The organism is Lysinibacillus sp. C5.1 (assembly GCF_016350185.1).
Lineage (GTDB): Bacteria > Bacillota > Bacilli > Bacillales_A > Planococcaceae > Lysinibacillus > Lysinibacillus sphaericus.
The window spans coordinates 186,917-210,989 of the sequence record NZ_CP066226.1 but is presented as its reverse complement, the minus strand read 5'-3'; the positions used below and the strand labels follow the sequence as shown (position 1 = coordinate 210,989).

The following is a 24,073-nucleotide window of genomic DNA, read 5'->3' as shown; positions in this document are numbered from 1 at the left end:
TGCTTTGCTTCGCGGGTAAATCTCTTTGCTCCACGGGTATCACCTTGCTTCGCGGGTAAATCACCTTGCTCCGCGGATATCACCCTGTTTCGCGGGTAAATCTCCCTGTTCCGCGGATATTTCACTCTATTTCGCGGGTAAACCACTTTGCTCCGCGGATATCACCCTGCTCCGCGGGTATTTCATCTTGCTCCGCGGGTAAACCACTTTGCTCCGCGGATATCACCCTGCTCCGCGGGTATTTCACCTTGTTCCGCGAGTAAATCTCTCTGCTCCGCGGGTAAACCTCCCTGCTTCGCGGGTAAACCTCTTTGCTTCGCGGGTAAACCCCTTTGCTTCATGGGTATCACCCTGCTTCGCGGGTATTTCACCTTGTTTCGCGGATAAACCTCTCTGCTTCGCGGGTAAACCCCTTTGCTCCGCGGATATCACCCTGTTTCGCGGGTAAACCTCCCTATTTCGCGGATAAATCGCCCTGCTCCGCGGGTAAACCTCCTTGCTTCGCGGGTAAACCCCTTTGCTTCATGGGTATCACCCTGCTTCGCGGGGAAATCTCCCTGCTCCGCGGGTAAATCACTCTACTCCGCGGGTATTTCCATCTCGCTTTATTAAGCAAGTTTAAATCGATTCACGACCTCTTGGAGTTCTTTAGAAATTTGGTTCATGTTGTTGATAGATTCTGCGACCTTTTCCATTTCTGCCTGTTGGTCTGCGGCTGATGCACTCACCTGTTCTGCAGAAGCAGCAGTTTCCTCTGAAACGGCAGAAATACTTTGAATCGCCGTAATGGCTTGGTCCTTTTGCTCCAACATTTGTGAAAGCTCTGACAATAGTTCATTAATTGCTGTTGCAATTGATTGAGATAGCTCGTTATTATCCTTAAAAGCTAACTCTGTATTTTGTACCGATTCATTTTGCGCTTGCATTAAGCTTGCATTGGAAGCAATAACGGATACCGTTTGCTTTGAATCTGCTAGAATGCTAGAGACCGTTTGTTTAATGACTTCTGTTTCGTTTTTAGACTGCTCTGCCAGTTTACGCACTTCCTCTGCTACTACTGCAAAGCCTTTGCCGTGTTCTCCCGCTCGAGCAGCTTCTATACTTGCATTCAGTGCTAATAGATTCGTTTGCTCTGTTATTCCTTGAATAGATGCAATAATTTGATTGATATTGTTAATATTGCTAGACAAAGATTCCATTTGACGTTGGATACGTCCATTCATTTCATTCGTTTCCGCATTTCGGTCACGTAAACTTTCCACTTCTTTCATGCCCTGCTCTGTAGAAGTTTGTGTTTTGATTGACAGCTCGTCCATTTGCTTTGACAACCTTGTAATGGCGTCAATTTGGTCAGATAAGTCAATCATTCGATAATTCGTTTCTTCTGTATCCTCTGATTGTTTTGATGCACCTTGCGCTATTTCGTTAATTGCGACAGATACTTCCTGACTTGATGCTACAATTTCATTAAAGGCTTCATGAACATGGTCGGATGATTGATTGAGCAATGTTGAAGAATTTAATACCGTATGTATGGCATCATTCGTCTTATCCAGCATATTATTATAAGCTAATGCAACAGCACCAATTTCATCGGATTTTATAAATTTATCATCTATCTTTTTCGTTAAATCGCCTTCTGCTGCTGTTTCAATCGATGTACGTAAAACCTTTAAAGGCTTCAACTGCTTATATATAAACATTGCACTAGCAGCGGCCATTAAAATTACCATAATAATTGCTGATACAATCGTGAAGACAAGGATTTTATTATACGTTTCTAATATTTTAGAATTAGGTAAAACTAATTGCACTGACCATACTTCATCGATATTTTCTAACATCATGGGAGCAAAAGCATTAAATGATTTTTCCCCAAGCTGCTTCGAGTCTACATATAGACTGTCCGGTTTTCCTTCATCCATAGATTGTCTAATACTTGTCCAATCAACCGCATCCTGCATATTTGTCCCATCTAACTTTTCGTTAATACTATTGACCGTTAACATGCCTTGATCTGTAATAATGCCTGCATAACCACCATCAGGCTGTATAGAGTCAGCTAATTCCTTTAAAAAGTCGATAGATAAGTCGGCTGTTAATACGCCAAAATATGTACCTGATGCGTTATACAGTGGCACAGCAATAGTCGTCATCGAGATAGTTTTACCGTTCACATTATAATCATATGGCTCTGTTAATACAGCACGCCCTTCTCCTTTTGGAATCCGATACCAAGCATCTTCCGCTTTCGGATCGTCAATTCCTTCTATAGGGTCTGTGTTGATTTGGTTGCCATCTTTAGTTAGGTAAGGGATAAAGCGATTTTTTACATCAATTAATGCCGTATCAGTAGTTGGTCCAACTTTTACCGCACCATTTTCTATAACGGCCCCTACACCAAGTAAATCATCATTATTCGTTAAATTCGTATTCAGTATATCCATTACACTTTCTGTCGAAAGCGCATCATTTTTTTCCATTGCTTCAACAATACGTTTTGTTGTTTGTAATGTATCATTAGCTTTTTTAAACCGTTCGCTCATTTTTGCAGCAGATAACTCCGCATTTTGCAGCGTTGCCTTCTCTGAATCATCAACACTTTGAGTATGCAGAGTAGCGCTAGTTACCAATGTATAAGCAACAAATAATACTAAAAATACACCTAAAATTAAAGAAGTGAGCTTTAATGCAATACTTTTGGATTTTTTCATTACAAACACCTCCATTTTTATAAAATAATCATAATGTATCATTGGTAGTATAACAATAAAAGTTTCACTGAATTTACCAAGCAACGTAAAGTTTTCAATTAATAAAGTCTGTTTACAATCCTATTTGTCGTAAATAAGACGTATTGAGTTAAAGAAAACATCGGACCTTTTTACCTATTCAGCTAAAATATGCATATAAAATCCTTAAGCTATGATAAAATTAAGTATAAAATATAGGAGGTTTGCCCATATGAAACACAAAAGAAACCTAGCCTTGCTTGCACTAGTAGCAGTACCTTCACTTATCTATTCAACACCTATAACGTCTGCCTCAGCTGCTGATCATTCGGCACATGCCAAGACTGCTTACATATATAATAATTACTATAATGCTAACGTTAACAACGTTATCCAGTTGATTTCCAATATTAATGATACATCCTTCTCGTTTCAGCCATACTTAGAAGCTGCACTAAAGGCGTACAATGCGTTAACAGAAACTGAAAAGCAATATGTAACGAATTATGGGACACTATCCAATCATCAACAAACAAGAGTAAGTTATCGTCGACTAGCTGCACAAATAGAAGAAAAATTAGCTTCCGTTGACTCTACTTCTGTTAACTATTATCAAAATGTAATTGAAACGAGAGATTGGTACAATAGGTTAAATGCTGCGCAAAAAACCTTTGTAAGTGAAGCAACCCAAAAAATACTGACGTCAACAATTACACCGAATACTTCTGTTGATAAAGTTGTTAATAAAATTCAATTGTTAAACGCTTCTCGACTTAGCTTCCATAAAGATGTGGCAGAGGCGCGCGCTGAGTATAATGCATTGCGAAAATTCTCCAATGTTGTTTTACCTTCAGGGATTGAAAAACAATTATTAGATGCCGAACAGGTCGTTATATTGGATAAATCCGCAGCGAAGCAAGTAGAAAATACCATTGCTGCCTTATCGCCAAAAACGTCTACAACACAGGATGTCCAAGCAGCAAAAAACGCTTTTGAAGCATTAACACCCGTACAACAACAGCTTGTTCCAAACGTTTGGAAATTAGTAGACTTTGTAAAAGGGAAATATAAACTACCTGAAAATGGTCATACAATCGATACACCAACATTGTCAGACTCGGCAGCAGTACCTGGTAAAAACACACTAATGTCTAAGAGTAGAAGAAACACGTATAAAGCAAAAATTAATGTTGCTGATTCTGAAAATAAAAATGAACGTTTTGTTTTAACAACGAAAGCAAATATGGTCTTAATCATCCCACCGCTCAATACACTTGTTAATAAGGATTCGGGTGTAATGGATGTTCAGCTTACAAGAAACTTAAATCGCATTACTTTCCAAGCAGTATTAAATAATAAACCTGTTAAATTTGATGCGAATATTGAAATTATTTTAGAAAATTTACCTGACAATGCTTCCATTGTTCAGCTTAATGAATTCGGTGACCAAGAGCCTGTTTCCTATACAGTCAATGGCAATCAATACATTATAGAAACTCAAACTTCTGGTACGTTCCAAATTGTTAGAAATTAACTTATAAAAATCCCATACCCTGTCTTAAGTGGTGTGGGATTTGTCATTGCAAATAAACCACAATTAAACAGGAAGCCACTAGCATGAATATTAGCTAGTGGCTTTCTCTTTTTATATTTATTGTGTTCTAGGTTGAATTAATACATAATCTAAAGCTGCTGGATCTGTTGAAGCTTTTGCATAGACAATATTTCCATATTTATCTTTCGTGAATAGATAAATTCGTTGATCTTTTTGGAATACGTTTGTTGAATTTGGATCACTACCTGTTTGAATCGCTGTGAAAGTCTTCGCAGAACTTGCATCAGAAGGCGCTGTAATCTTACCTTTACCATATGAAACAATTGCTCCCCCAGGAATATACGTAAAGTTATTACTATCTGCTTTCGTAATAACATCCATAACATTATCAGGCGTTAGATTATATCCTGAGTTCAATACAGCGTAGTAATACTGCTGATCCCATGTAATATCGGCATTCAGATTCGCAACAACTTCAACTTTCTTAGAAATATTTAAATTACTTGGGAATTGCGTATCTGGTAATAATGTCGCAGAAGTAATTGTATTCTCTTTTGTAGGATATTTATACTCTGCTCGATCCTTACTAAATGTCCAGCCACCTTTATCTTTCGCTGCAGCATTGACACTAATATCAAAGCTTTCTTTTACTTCGGTATTAAACTTGATAATGAGCTTGCGAGATTCCCAATCATTTGTACCCGTAACATCTTTCCAGCTATGTGTGTAAGTTGGTGTAATAGGCGTTGTTGTACCTGGTTGAACTAATTTAAAATCAAATCCTGTATCGACAGCCTCTGAAAATGTTACTTCAAATGTTTTGCCATCAATTCGTTTATAGATTGGATCTTCTACCTTTGGTGGTGTTCCATCTGCAAAGAATGTATATTTCATAACACCCGTACCATTTAAACCAGGCGTTAGCGTTATAAGTTTATTTTGCTTCTCATCAAATGTGTAAACTTTTGATTCTGTCCCTTTTTGCACCATCGTGACATTATTATATCGGTCTTTTACTGCTACATACAGCTCATACTCTTGATGTGGCTCAAGCGTTAAAGAAATCTCATTGGTATCTTTACGCATACTGCTCGTAATTCCCTTAGCCATTACTTCTTCAGGCGTTGTTGGTCCAGGCGTTGGATCGCCAACCTTTCGAAGGACGTAGTAATACGAACCATCCTCATCTGACATAAATTTAAAGGTTGCTTTCCGATCACCTTCCAATATTTTAATTGACGTATTGTCAATAACAGGAGCTGTACGGTCATCAATTACATGTTTTGTTTGAATATCCGAGACATTTCCTGAACGGTCTCGCAACACCATATAGATGGAATAACTCTTAAAAGGATCTAACGGCGGGATTGTATTAGGGAGCGGAACTGTCACCTTTTGTTTCCCTAATTGTGCTGGCTTATTGCCACCACTACCGATAATCGGAATATTTTTGCCCCCTACATTAAATTCTTTTGAATTTAATTGTACAGCTTCGATTAATCGTAGACGGTCATCTCTTGTTAAATTTAAATCGGATTCCATAATTAAATAATGGTAGGTTCCGGCTTTTGTCGCATTAAATTCAACTAGTGTTTGGTCTTTAGCAGCGTTAATAGCAGGTTCTCCGATAATCGTTAAATATGGCCATTCACCATCTTTATGAATATACTCTGCAGTATTGCGCGGAACAGTATTCACTGGTGTATTGTTAATATTTTCGAATTCATTATCAGCAAGGTCTTTTACATTTGGAGATATCGTTACAACCAAGTTATCTCCATTAACGAAACCTGTTAAAGAAGGGATTGTGAACGTTAATCTTTTTTGAGCTTTATTATAAACAACCTTTTCTGGTCGAATTGGCTTTTGTAATCCTTGATTGACAATACCTGTTCCTGTCAGTTCATAGTTTTCAACTTTTTCAGCTGCAATCGGATCTAACTCCTCACTGACCGTTACATAAAATTCATTTTTAATTTCATCTTGTAAAAAGAGCTCTCCACCCACAATATATGGAGGTAGATTGTCTAAAGCACCTGTTTTGAATTCTTTGATTGCTTCTTTTGGAATTGGATCAATTGAATTATTCCCTGAATCATCCTTCATCACTACAAAAAGTTGATAATCTTGTTCAGGGTCTAAACCTGTCAGCAATCCGGAAATTCCTAATTTACCTGCAAGTGCCTTCCCTTTACCTGTTGGGTTAGCTATTACATCTGCAGTTGTCGGATCTGCGGCAGTTGTCTTTTTACGTACATAGTAGAAGTATTCCCCTGGTTCACTCGCTGTAAATGTAAACTCTGCCCGTGTTCCACCATGTAGAGGGGTCACCGTTAGCGATTTTACTGATGGTGGTGATGAATCTTTCATTTGGAACGATTGCGATTTAATATCTGAAGCATTTTTCGCTCCATCTACTACCATGACATAGACAACGTATTCTTTTTTCTCACCTAAATTAGAAATTTTGAACGTATTTTTACCGTTTACAGCTGATGCCGTGCCACTTGCTGCATTATCTGTAGAAATGCGATTCACCATTTCTCGTTTGGTTGGTACTTCTACGCCCTTTTCTCGCACAATATAGTAATACGTGCCTACTTTATCTGACGTAAACTCTACTTGAACATCGCTACCATTCAAGACCGTTAACTTGGTAATATCAATTAACGGTTTTGTTTTATCCGCTGGCTTTTGGTTATCAATATCATCTTTATCGATTGGTTTACCGTCAGGGTCAGTAATATTTCCCACATTATCTTTATCATTTAAGAAGTCATCAAAAATATTATTTGGTCCTTCGTCTTTTGGCAGAATTACTTTATCGATATATGTGTAATCACCAATATCAACCCAACCATATGCATTATCTACATAAAGCGTGCCTACGCGACCATCAATATACAGTTGTAAATCGGTATAGCTATTGTAATTTATCCAATCGATATTGCTATCTCCGTATATTGTAAGGGCTGTTTCTGTATCTAAATTTAACGTACCGATATTACCTTGGATTTCAAACTCACGTACGTTTCCGATAATATCAACACGTGGTAATTTTGTATTTGTTTCAATTTTTGTACCACTTTGCGACACAACAAGTCTTGATACGGTACTATTGTAAAACTCAATGTGCTTTTCGACATTTTTCATTGTCACTTTGTCTTTTGACCAGTTTTCAAAAGGCTTGTTTTTATCTGGATTTTGATTGGAGTCGGTCCAGTTTTGAAGATCGCCTGATGGGTTGCTATTAGAGCTTTCATCTTCTGGCTTATCTGGATTTGACCAGTTAATAAATGAAAAATTATTGCTTGCTACACGGCCAATTGCTAATGGCTTATAGTAGGATACATCTAAATGTAAAGGTGGACGAACTGTTTCATTTACTAACATTGTGCCGGTTAGCGTAACATTATCGAACGCAATATAGTTCCCATTGACAACGATTGTGCCACCAAACGATTTATAGTCACCGTCAAACTGTAACTTTCGAGAGCTCGTCCCGCTTGCATTCAACGTTAACTTTGCAACTGAATAGATAGATTTCCCTGAAATATCTCCCTCAATAAATGCACCCTTTAATACATCTGCATTGTATTCATTGAAAATATGTGAAAGGTTTTCAGGTACTGAATAAGGTTCAGAATTTATGTAAACAGTATCATCTTCAACACCAGTAATCTTATAAGTTGATACATTCCCCTTTTTCTCTTGTGAACGAACAATAAAAGAAGCAATTTGACCTCGAGTTACTGCATTGAACGGAGAAAATGTGACAGGTGTTGTTCCTTCTGTAATCTTTAAATCTACTAATGTTTGAATATAGTAAGCATTGCTTGATTGGCTATTAATATCTTGGAAGCTATGATTAAAATTCGATGCTACCTCGAATTTAAAGCCAAGCACTAAAATTTTGGCTAGTTGCCCGCGTGTAATTACTTCATTTGGCATAAATGAGCCATTTGCATAACCAGACATAATGCCTGCATTTTGCAACGCTGCTACATATTTATAATATTCATTGCTCTTTGGTACGTCTCTAAAATAGGGATCTTCTACATTCTTTAAATCTAACTTTAAAACTGTAGCGAGCATTTTTGCTGCTTGACCACGTGTTACATTTTGATTTGGTCGGAATGTTTTATCTGCAAATCCACTAATTGCACCTTGAGCGTATAATTTTAAAATATTGTCATAGTGACTTGAATATTGGTTAATATCTACAAATGGTGAAGTAGCTGCTGCTACTTTTTGTGGTGGTGGTACAACAACAGCAATCCCGCTAGTAGCAAAAACAGTTGCGATCAGTGCTTTGTTCACTTTTTGGATTTTTGTTTTATCCATCTCACTCTTCCTTTCACATCTAATTGATACGCACAAACTTCATTTTCATCATACCCTTTATATCGACAGGTAGATAGCGAACCTTCATAGTATTTCTAAAATAATGGAAGAAAGTCTTGCCCAAATTAAAAAGCCAAGAAGCATCGGTGCTCTCTTGGCTTTAACAAAATATAGGCATACATCATATCATACTTGTTTTGTCATAAGGGAAAGGGGGATAACCTTAAGTCCTGTCAAGTTTGATCAAGAGATGTGTCCCGAATTTACATATCAATTTCATAATAAGCGTGTGTCACACAAGGATGACTTATACTTAAGCTTACCCAACTATTCGTCACATTAATCAAGTACCCTAAAATAAAAAATGTAAACATCATTTTTATGAAAATTCTATCAGTGATTTACTCACCCGTATCAGCATTTCTACCAGCTTTCACTCCCTTCGCACGTCCTCCACCATCTAAATTCTAAATTTTTTTACTTTTATTGTTATTCTGACATATAATTTTCTGATAAATTAATTTATAATGAAAATTAACATAGTCAATCTAATCGTTCATCTGTTATAATACTGATTAAAATAAATAAAATCTGTATTAATACAGAGTGGTATAAAGCTTGCTTTTCACACTATGGGGATAATGAGAAAAGCGCTACCAATGCATGTTAAACGACTGCATTGTAGCCTACACAAAAAGGGGTTGGAAGATTTGGGTATTTTAAAGGGGTTAAAAATTCTCGATTTTTCTGCATTACTACCAGGGCCAATGGCGACAATGATTTTTGCTGACCTAGGTGCGGAGGTTATTCATGTAGAATCCTCCAAACGCGTTGACTTAACGCGTATTATGCCTCCCTATGATGAAGATCATGAGGCATATATTCATCAACACTTGAATCGTTCTAAAAAGTCTCTTACATTAAATTTGAAAGCGCCTGAGGCTATAGATATTGTAAAGACACTCGTACAAGAATATGACGTTATCATTGAAGGTTTTCGACCAGGGGTTATGCAAAGACTTGGTATCGGCTATGAAACGTTAAAAGAAGTGAATCCAAAATTGATTTATTGTGCGATTACAGGCTATGGTCAAACGGGTCCGTATAGCAACCGACCTGGGCATGATAATAATTATTTGGCATTAGCAGGGGTGCTCGATTACTCTCGTCATAAAGACAAAAAGCCCGTTTCTATGGGGATTCAGCTAGCAGATATTGCTGGCGGTACGATGCATGCTGCCATCGGGGTACTTGCTGCTGCACTGCACCGTGAAAAAACTGGAGAAGGTCAGTTTGTGGATATTAGTATGACCGATGCGGTATTTTCTCTTAATGCAATGTATGGCTCTGCCTATATCGGCGGCGGTCGTGTACCGCAACCCGAACAAGAAATTTTAAATGGAGGTAGCTACTATGATTTTTATAAAACAAAGGATGGTCGATTTTTCTCCGTGGGCAGTCTTGAGCCACAGTTTCGTAGGTTGCTCTGTGAAGCACTAGATATTCCTGAACTAATCGATAATACGTTTAATGATTCGTACTATACACAAATTCGCTTTAAAGAGGCTGTGCATGATGCCTTTTTATCGAAAACCTACAACGAATGGCTTGAAGTCTTTAATGAAGATTTTGAAGGTTGTGTCGAGCCAGTGTTAACTTTTCCAGAAGCATGCGAGCATCCACAGTTACAAGCTCGTGGCATGATTGTGGAGATTCCGAAAAACGATGGTACGACGCAAAAACAAATTGCATCTGCTTTTAAATTTGATGGCGTCAATCCAGCTTACAAGCATGTTGGCGCAAAGCTTGGTGAACATAACGAAGAAGTACTGACATCACTTGGCTATAGTGCTGAACAAATCAACGCACTTCAAGAAAAAGGAGTTTTAGAGTAAGTAGTGTCAGGCACGCAAACAATTTAAAAAATTAAAATGAGTGTCCAAGTAAGTCATTGTTTGACTTCAGTGGACACTCTTTTGTCTATTACACATACGCACTAATAAATATCCGTAATTGTTCGAAATGGTCTTCAACAAGTAAATATTTTTTATATACTTCGATTAATTTCTCAAATAGCTCAAATTGTTCCGTAACAAAAAGAATTTTGAGTATATTAATCATATGCAATGAAGCGCTTTGAGCGACTAAATAATACGAGCTATCAGGTTGACGATAATGTTGGCGCCATTCTTCCACAGATAGTCCAATATGTTGTAATGAGTTATTAACATGAAGGGCAATATCCTTTTGCACAGATGCCTCAAGAGCGATTAATTGCTCTTTACTGTAGTCTTGCTGTACCAATACGGCGTTTATTTTTTTATTGGATGCCAGTACATGTTCTTTTAAGAGCAGTAGCCCCTCTTCGTAACGTTCCATTCTGACATACGTATCTAGCAATACCGCATACAAATTTTCTAAATAATTAAGATGATAATTTTTAATAATGGCCGGCGGTGTTGGCTTTCGATTTGGCAGTAAATCCTTATATTCTAGCAAAATTTCGATTGCGTAGTTATTAAGCCGTTCATCTTCTAATAAATATTCACCATAATGAAGAACATTGTCATAATCTCGCTCTTGATGTGCTATATGCAATAAAATATAGGCAATTAAGACCTTTTCTTTCTCCGTTAATGCATACATAGAATAACGCCAATCAGCCTCAAATGAAGTAATTAAATCTTTAATATGTTGATATTGCCCCTCTGACAAACGATAGTGGGTCACAATTTGATAAAGACGTAACTGTTTTTTCGCTAAACAGGAAGAATTGCATTTATCCACATAAGTTATACACTTATCCAGATTTTTTCTGTAATTATGCACAAAGTTATTCACATGTGTATAAGTAATTGCTGAAGATTGTTCAAAATGTCCCATAATTTCATAAATAAATGTGAATTGTTCTAATGGTTTGTGGATAAGCAGTGAATAAACTTTTTTCATAAACAGCCAATGCCAAAATAAATGATCTTCTTTATAAATCATATGCACAAAATAATCATTTTCAAATTTATATAAATATATCGTTTGTAAGTCATCTTCTGGCAACTGTACCTGCCATCGCTTGCCAAACACAAGCCAGACTAAACGCTCCAAATCCATTGTATGCTGGGCAAAAAGTTGGTCAAAAAAGATTTCCTTCCCTTTTTGAGTGTAAAAAAAGGCATTCAGTCGGTCATTCACATATTTTGTATCCAGGCCCTGCTTAGTGAAAAAAAGTTGTAACGTCGAAGAAACACGTCCCCAATATTTTCGAGCTGTCGAAAATGCAATGTTCATCGCCGCTTCTTCATTCACTAAAAATAATTGTGGTGATAAAGCAGAACCTAATATTTTAGGATCAGCTTGTGCTGTGACCTCAGCCTCTGCCCATTTTGAAAGTAACTTTTCGGCTCCGTTTTCGCCACTTTGTCTATATGTTATGAATAATTGCTCATCACAATCCAACAGCATACAACCAGAGCCCCCCATCAATTTCACGCAACAAAGATCTTCCCCTATCATGGTATAATTCGTTTTTAAATTATTTTTATTCTTTCTTCAATATAACAAATCCTATCCAAGATATGCTAATAAGTTATGAATAAGCACAGACAAAAGAGCTAAAGTGTTCATCAAGACAAACACTTTAGCTCTAATTAGCTATATATACTTACAAAGCTCATTACTTTACATACTAAGGCAAATGAGCGCATCTGACAACTGCTCTTAAGTTGGTAGCCCAGTGCATTGTCTCAGACGGCTCATTGCTGACGCTATTTTATGGCAGCGTCCATTTATTAAATATTTAAAGTGTAAACTGTTTCCAAAATCAGTTCATACTTTACTTCCTAGACAGTAGACGGACAACGAAACAAAATAGTTACACACTTTAATAAAAATTTTTCAAAAAAATTTGTTTACCAAAATTGTGGGTACTTTCTCGTTTGTCGTAAATTATTAATTAGCAAGCCAAAAATGACAATAATCACTGCCCCTATGAATACTGGCATTATTAAATAGCTCCAGCCGTAGCCGCCTAAAATAATGATAATCGGGTTTGCTCCTGCCGGTGGATGTATTACCCCAGCAAGTGCCATACAGAAAATAGTCAAGCCGACTGCAAGGCTAATCGAAATAACGCTCGATCCTAACAATGAATACATCGCCACGCCGATAAAAGCTGAAATCATATGCCCACCTATAATATTTCGAGGTTGTGACAGCGGCGCATTCCATACGACAAATACCAGTACACAGCTCCCCCCAAGTGATGCCATTAACCACGGTGTCCCTGTATAGTTTGTTAAACAAAGTAATACAAAGATACATAGTAAACCACCAGCAGCACCTGTTAACGCATCAGCGAAATTAGTTCTAGAAGGAGCATGTCCACCTCCACTCATCTTAGCTAAATATGCTTTTAAACGATGATTTTTTACATCTTTTTCTTGTAAACGTACGAAATCGGCCATAGTCACCATCCTAGAAATCAACTTTATATGAATTGTCATCGTCTATACATGTAGAAGCTTTTTCTATTATATCAGCTAAAAATAAGATTTCAATTTCAGAACTTCATATTTTTGACAATGCTGAAAAGTTAAAATAGTAAAGCACGAGCCCAATGTATGCATACATTGGGCTCGTGCCGAGGTATTTAAAATATCGTTTTTATGGTAAGAGTTTTCATGTTTACTTGTTTTTAATCATATTGCTTTTTAATCGGTTTGTATATTCGTGCTTTTTTTAGCACCGTCTTCGGAACTTGGAATGTTGCCGTAACGACACCTGGATGGCGGCCGATTTCTATGGAACCCGTAATGGTTGCACGATTCATTACTTCTGGCTCAGTCATTTCAAATAGCTTTGCGGCTCTGCTAATTGCATTAGTTGTCGCATCATTTAATGTTGTACCTGTACCCACTATCGAAACAGGGAACACTTCTTCCACCTGTTTGACCCCAAATTCCTCCGCAAGTTCGCGGGCTCTACGTTTTTCTTCTTTTGAAAAAGGCTTTGCTGTGTATGGAAGATCTTCTTCATTTGGTAATAATATCGGGCCTTCAAGTGCTACTTTTTTCAATACACTTACCTGTAGTTGTACGATTCCTGCGACATCTGTTGTATGTCCAGCAATTTCACCGTCTCCTTGCATGGCATGCATATCACCAATGTACACGCCACCACCTGGTACTTTTACAGGGCAAATAATTGTAGCCCCCTCACGAACACGGCTAATATCCATGTGCCCATCTGTTCGGTGAGTATCCAATTCTGCTTGCGTAAATGCATATTCATGTGGAGCTCCTATTAAAAATGAACCAAAATCACCGGCATTATGAGAATCTGGCATCGCCTTTGAAGGCGTTGTCCCTAGCTGACCTAAAAATGGTCGCATTCTTGCCATAACGCCGATTAAGTCACTTGGTGCAAGAGCAACGACAGGGTTTTGCACAGAATTTTCAGGCGTGCGCATATAATTTTTTGCATCCAATGCAATACGTCGAGCACCCTCTCGCCCTACGGTTAAACCGATATTCCCCTTTTGGTCTAGTGCCATTGTATAACCATTTGTCATTTTAAATGGCGCAGTTTCAGTATCACAAGTTGAACAGCGTATTGCATGCGGTCCAATACCATCCACTACAGTAGCTGGATGAAGTTTACCACAGCCGGGACATTTTACTGATACGAACGGATCACCGATAAAACGGTCAATTATTGCCTCGTCATGCCCAGATGCAGTCGCAAGTGATGTTACCTGTATAGATTTTATTGTGATAACAATTGCATCGCCTACTTCGGCACCTTCTACAAAGACCGGCTTTGTTACTTCGTGTCCACCACGAATGGTTGGCGTTAACATCGGCCCCCAACACCCTGGTGTCGTATTGGCAATAATTGTGCCACCATTTTTGACAGGACCAAGCATTTTTTGCTGTGGATCTAAAATACCGTCTATGAAATCATTCACAAACAATGTTTCCACAGCTTTAGGCTGCTGAACACTTTCGTCATTTTCTGGTTGATTAGCTTTTTCATGCATTTGTAAATCAGAAATCATGTTTATTCACTCTCCCAATCCAAAAAATTATTTTATGTAGTCTACACAAGGGTAAAAGATAGCTCTCCACTTATACGAGCAGAGAGCCATTATTATTAGTTATTCAAGAACAAATCTACTATGTGAGAAGACTTCATTTAAATAAAGCTTATTGCGTTTACTTGATAGCTACGCATCACTGCGTATACCATTCATTTCGACAGCGAGTTCGATAGTTCCTGCAAATACGAGTAAAACTACACTAAATTTACAATTATTATGTCGAAGTATGAGCGGTGCTGGTTAACAGCGTAGTTGTTACTTGTTGCTCCATCCATCGTGCTTCGTCTTTGTCTCACTTTCATTTATAATAAGGCTGATAAAGAAGTAATATTTAACAACAAGACCTTTATTTAAACTAAAAATAGAAAGGGTGTAAGCATCCGATGGCAGAACCAACCATATTAATTGTAGAAGATGAAGCTGATTTAGCCAATCTTCTAAAGGTCAGTCTCCTAAAAGAAGGCTATAAACAAATTCATACAGCTGACTCCATTGAAAAAGCTTGGATAAGCTTTCAACAAACAACCCCCGACATTGTGCTCCTTGATGTCATGCTTCCAGACGGTGAAGGCTATGATTTGTGCCGTCGTATTCGTGAAGTTTCGCATATCCCAGTGCTGTTCTTATCAGCCAAAAATGAAGAAATCGATAAAATATTAGGGCTCGCTATTGGTGGTGACGATTATATTACAAAACCTTTTAGCCCTAAAGAAGTTGCTTATCGTGTAAAGGCTCAGCTACGTCGAGCCGGCTATCAAATACAGGAGACGCCATTACCTGTTGCAAAGGCGATTCAAGTTGGACCATTCGTGCTCAATAGTGATGAAACAGAAGTACATAAAGACGGTACTTTATTAGAGTTAACGGCTAAGGAGATTGGTTTAATGGCTTGTTTTATGCATAATCCTAACCGTATTTTAAGCAAGGAAACATTATTTGAACGTGTATGGAGCGAGGATTTCTTTGGATCAGACAATACAGTTATGGTGCACATACGTCGTCTTCGTGAAAAGATTGAAGTGGATCCATCTAAACCGGTTTTTATTACAACTGTTAAAGGGCTTGGCTATAAATTAGTTGTGCCAAAAGAGTTACAACGATGAAATGGCGCTTAACAGCACGCTTTTTACTTTCCATCTTATCGATTGTCATCATCGTTATTTTTGTTAATACTGCCATATTATTTGGACTAATTCTCTATCAGCAATTTAACAAATTTAATGATGCTACCGCAGATACCGAGGAAATTTTTGTACGCGAGTTCCAGCAGTATATTGATGTGAGCAATGGGCTTCCTTCTGTCAGTAAAGAAGGGCTTCAACAATTACACCAACGAAATGCTTGGATTCAATTGCTTGATGTAAATGGCCAAGTGACGGATGCTTATTTTGAACCTCAAGAGGCACTTTCTCATTATGCGCCTATTGATTTAATTCAAGTTTATAAATATAAAGAATTCGATGTTGATACAACAGTTTATGTAGGAAGTAAAGATAACATTAACTATTTAATCGGTATTAAAGGCAGTGGCGTTTCAAGATACGTGGTTCATCTTTCAGGCGCATCTACATTACAACTTATCGGAAAGTATGGCTTGCTTATCATTATTGCGGATTTACTAGTTGCAACGCTTGTTGGTTGGTTATTCGGTCGCACGCTCACTAAGCCCCTTTACGCCATGATTGAACGCATTCAGCATTTAAAAAATCACAAACATTTACCTATAAAAGTGCCAAAAGGTCTGTATCGTCCAGTATTTGAAAATTTAAGTGAAGTATCGAGCGAGTTGGCTGCCCATGAGCAAGAACGCAAGCGTTTAGAGATGATGCGTGAGGAGTGGATTAGTAACGTCTCGCACGATATGAAGACGCCACTTGCATCCATTCGGGGTTATGCAGAGTTACTAAATGATCGGAACTTATCGCCAAGCGATCGAACGGAATATGCCCAAATTATTGAAAAGCAGTCTTTGCATATGCAAGAATTACTAGATGATTTAAATTTAACAATGCGACTTAGACATCAGCAACTTCCGCTAACTTTAACGGAAGTGAATATGGTACAGTTTATGCGCGAAATTGTCATTGACACACTCAATACACCTCCCTATGAGCAAGCAAATATCGACTTTGATGCTACAGCAGAGGTTATTCTACATTCTATAGATGAACATTTTATGCGACGGGCTGTAGTGAATTTTTTATATAATGCATTGCTGCATAATCCTCCCGATGTAAACGTACATGTAACGGTTGATACGAACACCATTACTATAGCCGATAATGGTCGGGGCATAAGTGCCGAAGATTTAGCCCATATTTTTGAGCGCTATTACCGTGGAACCAATACTGAGCAAATACAAGGTACTGGACTGGGAACTGCAATTGCACGAGATATTATTGAAGCTCACGAAGGAACCGTAACCATCCTATCTGAAGAGCAAAAAGGAACTACAGTAACTATTCAATTATAAACAATCAAAATGTAAAAGGAGCAACCCCCATTCTTTATGGACTGCTCCTCTTTATTATTTCATTTGAGCCTGCACTTTTGCTGGCATATCATCAAATTGTATTTCATCATAAGATGTCACTTCATTTTCCTTTTTCACGTAAAGCTTTAAATAGGCGTCCAGACGCAGATTTTTTTGTGCAGAAAATTTCAATGTCATCTCTTCTCCGTTTTCTTTAAATGCCGGTAGCTCATACCAATACGTTTGGAGTATTTGTCCATCATCAGCCTTATATTCTTCCAATTCCCCATCTGAGGTAATATGCACATAGTAAGTATCTTTATTTAAACGATTAAAGTCTACGGTCATAAGTACAATTAGACCTGCCACAAACAGAATAAACAGTGCTCCTATACTAATAAACATCTTTTTCATATTAATTCCCCTGTCTCACAATTTTATAAAACGACCGTACAGTAAAGAGATAATACAAGCCGTAAATGATTGAATAAGCAATCATCCATAATAGTACAGGCTTCGTTATATCCATATTAAATAATTGTGAAAACGCTAGTAGCGCGAAAGCACTGTGTACGATACCGACCACAAGTGGTGCGCTAAATATAACAGCAACCTGTCCTGCGACTGTCTTCAATATTTGCTTACTATTCACACCGATTTTATTTAATACTGCATACTTCGCCTGATCTTCTTCTGCCTCTGTTAACACTTTAAAGTAAATAATACTGCCAGTAGCGGCTAAAAATACAAGCCCTAAAAAACTGCCTACAAATAATAATGAGCCGACTGTACCTAAACTATCCTCATAGCTTTGAGGAACACTTGAAAACCATTCTTGTTGCTCAGTTGATAGTTGTTCATAAATTTCTTTAGACACACTTTGCTGCTTTAAATCATCATCCATAGCAATAAGCTGCATGGTTACCGCTTCGGCATTGGTCGCAGCAAAAACTTGGTCGTTTACGACAAGCACCGTACCAGCTGACATAAAGTTTAGCACACTATCTGTGTACATTTTGTCGATATAAAAGGATTCCCCACTCTGCAATTTAAAGTTTTCACCCGTAAAGTTATGTGAAAAACGTTCATCAAAATTAACATCTAGTAAAATAGCTGAACCATCTGCTATATGCAGTTCACGATTTGTCCCCTGTAATGTCGCTAAACGATTGTAATCGGATTCCTTCAATAATGTATATTCAAAAAAAGCAAATTCATTATCGACACGTAAATTTTTGACATCAATCGTTTCATTGTATAAAACGTTTTGTTGGTCAAACTCTACTGCTTCACCTTTCCACATAAATGTGTTTGGTAACATATGACGCACCGTTGCTTCGGTATTGTAGTACATTCCAAAAACACCACCACCTGCGGTAATCGTTGTAGCACTTAGAATGGCGATGATAGACAACGATTTAGCATTTGCACGTATACGATACAATAGCTGTGAAACACCTATTAAATTTAACCCTCTCCACGACCAAGATGTAGCGTTTTTTAGCGCCGTCAACACGAACACGCTGACACTATGAAACAATAAGTATGTCCCTGCAATTGTCAAACCTATTACTAGAAGTGGCGTACCAAGAATCGAGAATAATTTCCAAATAGAGCTTGTGAAAATATCTGTAGAGGCTGTGTAATAACTAAATCCAATAAACACTGTGCCCAGTATTGCTGCCAAAAGGGATGCACGGGGAATTTTCTCCCCTTGCTTCTCTGCATGAAACAAGTCGATTAATTTAAATTGGTAGATAACTCTGTAGCCCTGTAAGGACGTAAATAAGAATAGCACCGCAAAAATCCCTGCTGTTTGAAGCACTGCTTCCGGTGTAAATGTTAAATTTGCTACGACTTGATAGCCCATCAGTCGCACTAAAATTGTTACTAGCACCTTTGACATAAAAAAGCCTAGTACAATGCCTAAAATCAATGATAAAAGCCCAATAACTAAATTCTCAAAAAAGAGCATTAATCCTATTTTTTGCTTACGTACACCTAATAGTGAATAGAGTGCCACTTCTTTTTTCCGCTTCTTCATAAAAAACGAATTGGAATACGCGATAAAAATCACAATGAAAAATAACAGTACAATCGACGATGCACTCATTAGTCCTTTAATTTGTTGCGACATATTTGTTGAAGCCGCAAGCTCATCATTGTATTTTAACGTGACAAATGTAAAGTAAATGACGATACTAAACACCATCGAAGCGATGTATAAAAAATAATTCGACAAATTGCGCTGAATATTTTTGCGCGCCAAGCTAAATAACGTCATTTACTCCACCTCCGATGCCTGCAAGCACCTGTAATATCTCCTGGAAAAACTGCTTTCTCGTTTGTATCCCACGATGAATTTCCTTGGAAAGCTGCCCATCTTGGATAAAGAGAATGCGCTGACAGAAGCTTGCTGCAAACGCATCGTGTGTAACCATCATGATGGTTGCCGCATGGGATTGATTTAAATCACTTAAACTTTCGAGTAAATCTGTCGCTGATTTTGAATCGAGTGCTCCTGTTGGTTCATCAGCGAAAATAAGCTTCGGTGCTGTTACTAATGCACGAGATGATGCTGTTCTTTGCTTTTGACCACCTGAAATTTGGTAAGGATATTTTTCAAGTAGCTCACTAATGCCAAATAACTGTGCAATACGCTCTACCCGTATAGCAATTTCCTTCTGTGGCACCTTTGCAATGGCAAGTGGTAGTACAATATTTTCGCGCACGGTTAATGAATCGAGCAAATTATAATCTTGGAAGATAAACCCTAAATTATCACGACGAAAATCTGCTAATTGCGTATCTTTCATATGCGCTAAATTTGTATTACCTATTACAATATCGCCCGTTGTTGGCGTATCAATGGTTGCTAAAACATTTAAAAGCGTCGATTTCCCTGCACCAGAAGGTCCCATTACACCGACGAACTCACCTTGCGCTACTTCAAATGTTATATTTGCTAGCGCTGTAAATGTATTCGCGCCTTTGCCATACGTTTTACCTACATTTTCTACTTTTAATAATGGCGTCATATACGCTCACCTCTTTCTGATTACAGTATACGACCCCAAACTTACAGCAAAATTGTCGCAAGCTTACAGCAACCTTAACTTTATCCATTACAAACAAAGGATTCATACACAAAATGTGCATGAATCCTTTGTTTTGTTTACGTTGTATTCATCTGTTCGCGGATATTTCTCTCTACTTCGCGGGTATTCATACTTTTTCCGCGGGTATCACTCTGTATTTCGCGGGTATTCATACCTTTTCCGCGGGTATCACCCTCTATTTCGCGGGTATTCATACCTTTTCCGCGGGTATCACCCTCTATTTCGCGGGTATTCATACCTTTTCCGCGGGTATCACCCTCTATTTCGCGGGTATTCATACCTTTTCCGCGGGTATCACCCTCTATTTCGCGGGTATTCATACCTTTTCCGCGGGTATCACCCTCTATTTCGCGGGTATTCATACCTTTTCCGCGGGTATCACCCTCTATTTCGCGGGTATTCATACCTTTTCCGCGGGTATCACCCTCTATTTCGCGGGCATTCACACCTTCATTGCTAACTAACTATTCACTAGATCCGTCCATTCATTCTTGCAGCTTGTTGTAAAGGATCCCATACCCCATTGAAAGGTGGGGCATATGCTAAATCTAAATCGAGTAAGTCCGGTAATGTCATTTTATTGTATAAAGCGGTAGCAAAGACATCAATACGTTTATCTACACCAGCAGGTCCAACGATTTGTGCCCCTAATAGTTGCTGATCTCTCTTTTGCACAACAATTTTAATATACATCCGTTGTGCGCCTGGGTAGTAGCCTGCAATATGACGTGCTGAGAGTTTATATGCCTCGTAATCGAACCCAAGCTTTTTGGCAGTGTTTTCATTGATGCCTGTAGTAGCGATTGTCAAATCAAAGAATTTCATTATAGAGGTGCCAACAATGCCCCGAAACGGTGCAAACTTTCCAGACATATTCAGTCCAGCTAAGCGCCCCTGCTTATTTGCTGTCGTTCCAAGAGGTACATAATCTAAGCGTTCCTTTACAATATGAAAATGGGTTGCACAATCTCCAGCCGCATAGATATTCTCAACCGACGTCTCTAAATGGCGGTTAACAACGATGGCTCCATTTTTAGCTAGTGCAATGTTTGTCCCATCTAAAAATTGTGTGTTCGGTTTTATGCCAGCAGCGACAATTACTAAATCCGTCTCTAACACGCCATTATTTGTAATGATTCGTTCAACTCGTGAAGAGCCTTCAAAGCCTTCAACATTCGTATTTAATAGAAGCTCTATTCCTTGCTTTTTCGCCTCATCATGAACATGCTTTGCTAGTTCTTCATCTAAAATATTGGCAACTTGACTACCTCGTTGTATCAGTCGAACTTTTTTATTACATGCATGAATCGTTTCGGCCATTTCAAGTCCGATATAGCCTCCACCAAGAATGGTCACCTGTTCGATATTTGACGATAAATCGGCCAGTAATTCTTCTAATCCAGGTATTGTTTTAATTTTATGAATACCAGCTAATTCTGCACCTTTCTTTACTGGCATTATCGGATCCGCTCCAGTAGCGATAAGAAGCTTATCATAAGCAATTTCGAATGGTTCGCCTGAAAATTGCGTACCCATAACAAGCTGGTTTTCAACATCGATGCGTTCGACCTCATGTCCAACGCGTGCATCAATACCATATTTATCACGGAATGTCTCCACATCTCGCGCGATTAGGCGCTTTGTCGATGAAATCCGACCATCTACTACATAAGGCAATCCACATTGTCCATATGAATAAATAAATCCACGCTCTAAAGAGGTAATTTCTGCCCCTGGTACATTTCTATAAATCTCCATAGCGGCTGACATTCCCGCCGCATCTCCCCCAATAATTACGAACTTCATCCTACAAACCCCCTTATTCATATCCTAATTCTATATACTGGTTCATATATAGAGGACACATTCCGCCTCACACAGCGACTTTAAATCAATGTTAACAAAAAGCGAAATACAAATGCACGTTTCCAGTACTACCATTTTCTAATTTATCGTGACAAAAAACAGGTAAAGAAAAACAATTGTTTTTCTCTACCCGTTTTACGTACTTAAGCTTTTGTGATCTCTTCTTTGCAGAACGTTAAAATTTCTTCTAATTCATCATCTTCCAGTGCAAAGTCTAAATACTCTCCCTCTGCCTTCTCCATAATGAAATAATTTAAAATAAATGGAGCTCCTTCTTTTTCACCAATTAAAACACGAATTTCAATACCTGCTTCATGGTATAGCTCATCCTCTTCGTCAATGTCCACATCTAAAATAAATTCAAAACGTTTACCTTCAATAATATTCGTCGGATCTAAAATTTCTTCCATCGAGAATTGTGTAATATCCATTTATACTAGCTCCTTTATCTTTACCTATTCTTTTCTATAATAAATCAATTTCAGCATGGGTCAACTAGAAAACCTGTATACACCTTCATGCAATTATGACACAATAAAATAAAACTTTTAGCCGTATGCTATTTTTCAGCAATCAAAATGAGCTAACAGTTAACGCTTGGCAAGCTACATACCTATTACATAAAGGAGGCTTTTTAATGAAAGAGCTACTATATTATCAAGACGCTATGCAACAAGAGTTTACAGCAACGGTTGTACGTACCGGTAGTGAGCCGGATGGACGCCAGTACGTTGTGCTTTCTAATACCGCCTTTTACCCTACCGGCGGTGGTCAACCACATGATACAGGTACTTTAAACAATACTAACGTAATCGATGTCGAAAAGATTGACGATGAAATACGCCACTATATCGAGGGTGAAGCTTCCACTCTTTCTGGCGAAGTACATGGCAAATTGAACTGGAAGCGCAGATTTGATCATATGCAACAGCACGCTGGACAGCATATTTTAACAGCAGCATTTGTCGAACTTTTTGATGCACCAACCGTAAGCTTTCACCTCGGTAGTGAGCAAGTTACAATAGATATTGCTGTAGACTCATTATCAAATGAACAGCTTGCGGCAGCTGAAGCTCGGGCAAATGCTATTATTTTAGAAAACCGTCCAATAGAAACAAAATGGATTACCGAACAGCAACTTGCTGACTATAACTTGCGTAAAGAGGTAGCTGTCACAGGAGCTATTCGTTTAGTCATCATCCCTGATTTCGACTACAATGGCTGCGGTGGAACACACCCGACATCTACAGGGCAAGTTAGCGCAATTAAAATTCTAGGAACAGAAAAAATGAAAGGCAATGTACGGGTCTCCTTTGTATGCGGAGGGAGAGTTTTAGCAGAGCTAGCGATGCGCAAGACCGTACTGGCGGACGTGGCTAGACAGTTAAGTGTGCCAGAAACCGAAGCAGCAACTGCCCTTACAAAGCTTTTAGCAAGCCAAAAAGCGACAGAAAAAGCGCTTGTAGCGGCAAGAGAGGAATTGCTTACCTATGAGGCAAAAGCATTAGCTGCTAGTGATACACATATTATCGCTATTGCTTTTCATAATCGCACGATACAAGAGCTCCAAAAATTAGCCCGTTTTATTGTCGCTGAACGTGCTGATGTGATTGCCCTACTTGTTTCAGAAAATGAAGATAAATTACAATTTGTAGCTGCTCGCGGTACACAAGTAGACACCAGCATGAAAGAGCTTGCTACAAACGTTTTACCATGTATTAATGGTAAAGGCGGTGGTAGCGATCAAATGGGGCAAGGCGGTGGTGAGCGTATTATTGCTTGCGAACAACTGCTCACTGCTATGCAAGAAGCGCTACAATAAATCTATATACAGTAACAAGCCTCGCACAGCAAAACTGCTATGCGAGGCTTGTTGTATAATGGCTTAAT

Annotated in this window: 16 protein-coding genes; 5 read left to right on the top strand and 11 right to left on the bottom strand. The window is 38.4% G+C overall.

The genetic code is table 11. The features are described from left to right. Nucleotides 1-608: 608 nt before the first annotated feature. Nucleotides 609-2,714: a methyl-accepting chemotaxis protein gene (locus tag I5435_RS00975; RefSeq protein WP_337983085.1), complete on the bottom strand. Its 2,106-nt coding sequence runs from the start codon at nucleotides 2,712-2,714 to the stop codon at nucleotides 609-611. A gap of 250 nt (nucleotides 2,715-2,964) precedes the next feature. Here I5435_RS00975 and I5435_RS00970 point away from each other — a divergent pair, with 250 nt between their 5' ends. After that, nucleotides 2,965-4,266: a hypothetical protein gene (locus I5435_RS00970; protein ID WP_025218380.1), complete on the top strand. Its 1,302-nt coding sequence runs from the start codon at nucleotides 2,965-2,967 to the stop codon at nucleotides 4,264-4,266. Nucleotides 4,267-4,383: 117 nt separating this feature from the next. Here I5435_RS00970 and I5435_RS00965 read toward each other — a convergent pair whose 3' ends face one another. Beyond that, a complete protein-coding gene (locus tag I5435_RS00965) occupies nucleotides 4,384-8,631 on the bottom strand; it encodes an S-layer homology domain-containing protein (RefSeq protein ID WP_025218379.1) in 4,248 nt (1,415 codons plus the stop codon). 710 nt (nucleotides 8,632-9,341) lie between these two features. On the opposite strand from I5435_RS00965, the gene I5435_RS00960 reads away from it, so the two are divergent. Beyond that, nucleotides 9,342-10,526: a CaiB/BaiF CoA transferase family protein gene (locus I5435_RS00960; RefSeq protein ID WP_024360755.1), complete on the top strand. Its 1,185-nt coding sequence runs from the start codon at nucleotides 9,342-9,344 to the stop codon at nucleotides 10,524-10,526. A gap of 88 nt (nucleotides 10,527-10,614) precedes the next feature. Here the strand turns inward: I5435_RS00960 and I5435_RS00955 are convergent, their stop codons facing one another. The 3 genes from I5435_RS00955 to I5435_RS00945 form a co-directional block, all read right to left on the bottom strand. Continuing rightward, a complete protein-coding gene (locus I5435_RS00955) occupies nucleotides 10,615-12,090 on the bottom strand; it encodes a hypothetical protein (protein WP_337983084.1) in 1,476 nt (491 codons plus the stop codon). Nucleotides 12,091-12,536: 446 nt separating this feature from the next. Further along, nucleotides 12,537-13,091 (bottom strand): HPP family protein, encoded by a 555-nt coding sequence (locus I5435_RS00950; protein ID WP_024360757.1) that lies wholly within the window; start codon nucleotides 13,089-13,091, stop codon nucleotides 12,537-12,539. A gap of 230 nt (nucleotides 13,092-13,321) precedes the next feature. Next, on the bottom strand, nucleotides 13,322-14,665 hold the full coding sequence (locus tag I5435_RS00945; RefSeq protein WP_402834685.1) for an acetamidase/formamidase family protein: 1,344 nt from the start codon (nucleotides 14,663-14,665) through the stop codon (nucleotides 13,322-13,324). A gap of 443 nt (nucleotides 14,666-15,108) precedes the next feature. Between I5435_RS00945 and I5435_RS00940 the strand changes: the two genes are divergently transcribed. Both I5435_RS00940 and I5435_RS00935 read left to right on the top strand, forming a co-directional pair. After that, nucleotides 15,109-15,828 carry a response regulator transcription factor gene (locus I5435_RS00940; RefSeq protein ID WP_024360759.1) on the top strand — a complete coding sequence of 240 codons (720 nt, stop codon included), beginning with the start codon at nucleotides 15,109-15,111 and terminating at the stop codon, nucleotides 15,826-15,828. Next, nucleotides 15,825-17,198, top strand: a complete 1,374-nt coding sequence (locus tag I5435_RS00935) for a sensor histidine kinase (RefSeq protein WP_337983083.1) — start codon at nucleotides 15,825-15,827, stop codon at nucleotides 17,196-17,198. Before I5435_RS00940 ends, I5435_RS00935 begins: the two co-directional genes overlap by 4 nt. Before the next feature lie 54 nt (nucleotides 17,199-17,252). On the opposite strand, the gene I5435_RS00930 is transcribed toward I5435_RS00935, so the two are convergent. The 6 genes from I5435_RS00930 to I5435_RS00905 all read right to left on the bottom strand — a co-directional run bounded on the left by I5435_RS00930 (nucleotide 17,253) and on the right by I5435_RS00905 (nucleotide 22,614). Beyond that, the gene (locus tag I5435_RS00930) at nucleotides 17,253-17,612 is read right to left on the bottom strand and encodes a YxeA family protein (RefSeq protein WP_024360761.1); all 360 of its coding nucleotides are present in this window, start codon (nucleotides 17,610-17,612) and stop codon (nucleotides 17,253-17,255) included. A gap of 1 nt (nucleotide 17,613) precedes the next feature. Then, nucleotides 17,614-19,482: an FtsX-like permease family protein gene (locus I5435_RS00925; RefSeq protein WP_337983082.1), complete on the bottom strand. Its 1,869-nt coding sequence runs from the start codon at nucleotides 19,480-19,482 to the stop codon at nucleotides 17,614-17,616. After that, nucleotides 19,469-20,236 (bottom strand): ABC transporter ATP-binding protein, encoded by a 768-nt coding sequence (locus I5435_RS00920; protein ID WP_024360763.1) that lies wholly within the window; start codon nucleotides 20,234-20,236, stop codon nucleotides 19,469-19,471. Before I5435_RS00920 ends, I5435_RS00925 begins: the two co-directional genes overlap by 14 nt. Nucleotides 20,237-20,373: 137 nt before the next feature. Continuing rightward, the gene (locus I5435_RS00915; RefSeq protein WP_337983081.1) at nucleotides 20,374-20,763 is read right to left on the bottom strand and encodes a hypothetical protein; all 390 of its coding nucleotides are present in this window, start codon (nucleotides 20,761-20,763) and stop codon (nucleotides 20,374-20,376) included. Between the two features lie 25 nt (nucleotides 20,764-20,788). Beyond that, on the bottom strand, nucleotides 20,789-22,123 hold the full coding sequence (locus I5435_RS00910; RefSeq protein WP_337983080.1) for an FAD-dependent oxidoreductase: 1,335 nt from the start codon (nucleotides 22,121-22,123) through the stop codon (nucleotides 20,789-20,791). Between the two features lie 203 nt (nucleotides 22,124-22,326). Beyond that, nucleotides 22,327-22,614, bottom strand: a complete 288-nt coding sequence (locus tag I5435_RS00905; protein WP_024360765.1) for a DUF6509 family protein — start codon at nucleotides 22,612-22,614, stop codon at nucleotides 22,327-22,329. Between the two features lie 206 nt (nucleotides 22,615-22,820). Between I5435_RS00905 and I5435_RS00900 the strand changes: the two genes are divergently transcribed. Then, on the top strand, nucleotides 22,821-24,005 hold the full coding sequence (locus I5435_RS00900; protein ID WP_337983079.1) for an alanyl-tRNA editing protein: 1,185 nt from the start codon (nucleotides 22,821-22,823) through the stop codon (nucleotides 24,003-24,005). The last annotated feature ends 68 nt before the right edge of the window (nucleotides 24,006-24,073 follow it).

Bases quoted from the DNA above. Each gene is read 5' to 3' on its own strand.
- I5435_RS00975 (WP_337983085.1), bottom strand. From the start codon at position 2,714: ATGAAAAAATCCAAAAGTATTGCATTAAAGCTCACTTCTTTAATTTTA.
- I5435_RS00970 (WP_025218380.1), top strand. From the start codon at position 2,965: ATGAAACACAAAAGAAACCTAGCCTTGCTTGCACTAGTAGCAGTACCT.
- I5435_RS00965 (WP_025218379.1), bottom strand. From the start codon at position 8,631: ATGGATAAAACAAAAATCCAAAAAGTGAACAAAGCACTGATCGCAACT.
- I5435_RS00955 (WP_337983084.1), bottom strand. From the start codon at position 12,090: ATGCTGTTGGATTGTGATGAGCAATTATTCATAACATATAGACAAAGT.
- I5435_RS00950 (WP_024360757.1), bottom strand. From the start codon at position 13,091: ATGGCCGATTTCGTACGTTTACAAGAAAAAGATGTAAAAAATCATCGT.
- I5435_RS00945 (WP_402834685.1), bottom strand. From the start codon at position 14,665: ATGCATGAAAAAGCTAATCAACCAGAAAATGACGAAAGTGTTCAGCAG.
- I5435_RS00940 (WP_024360759.1), top strand. From the start codon at position 15,109: ATGGCAGAACCAACCATATTAATTGTAGAAGATGAAGCTGATTTAGCC.
- I5435_RS00935 (WP_337983083.1), top strand. From the start codon at position 15,825: ATGAAATGGCGCTTAACAGCACGCTTTTTACTTTCCATCTTATCGATT.
- I5435_RS00930 (WP_024360761.1), bottom strand. From the start codon at position 17,612: ATGAAAAAGATGTTTATTAGTATAGGAGCACTGTTTATTCTGTTTGTG.
- I5435_RS00925 (WP_337983082.1), bottom strand. From the start codon at position 19,482: ATGACGTTATTTAGCTTGGCGCGCAAAAATATTCAGCGCAATTTGTCG.
- I5435_RS00920 (WP_024360763.1), bottom strand. From the start codon at position 20,236: ATGACGCCATTATTAAAAGTAGAAAATGTAGGTAAAACGTATGGCAAA.
- I5435_RS00910 (WP_337983080.1), bottom strand. From the start codon at position 22,123: ATGAAGTTCGTAATTATTGGGGGAGATGCGGCGGGAATGTCAGCCGCT.
- I5435_RS00905 (WP_024360765.1), bottom strand. From the start codon at position 22,614: ATGGATATTACACAATTCTCGATGGAAGAAATTTTAGATCCGACGAAT.
- I5435_RS00900 (WP_337983079.1), top strand. From the start codon at position 22,821: ATGAAAGAGCTACTATATTATCAAGACGCTATGCAACAAGAGTTTACA.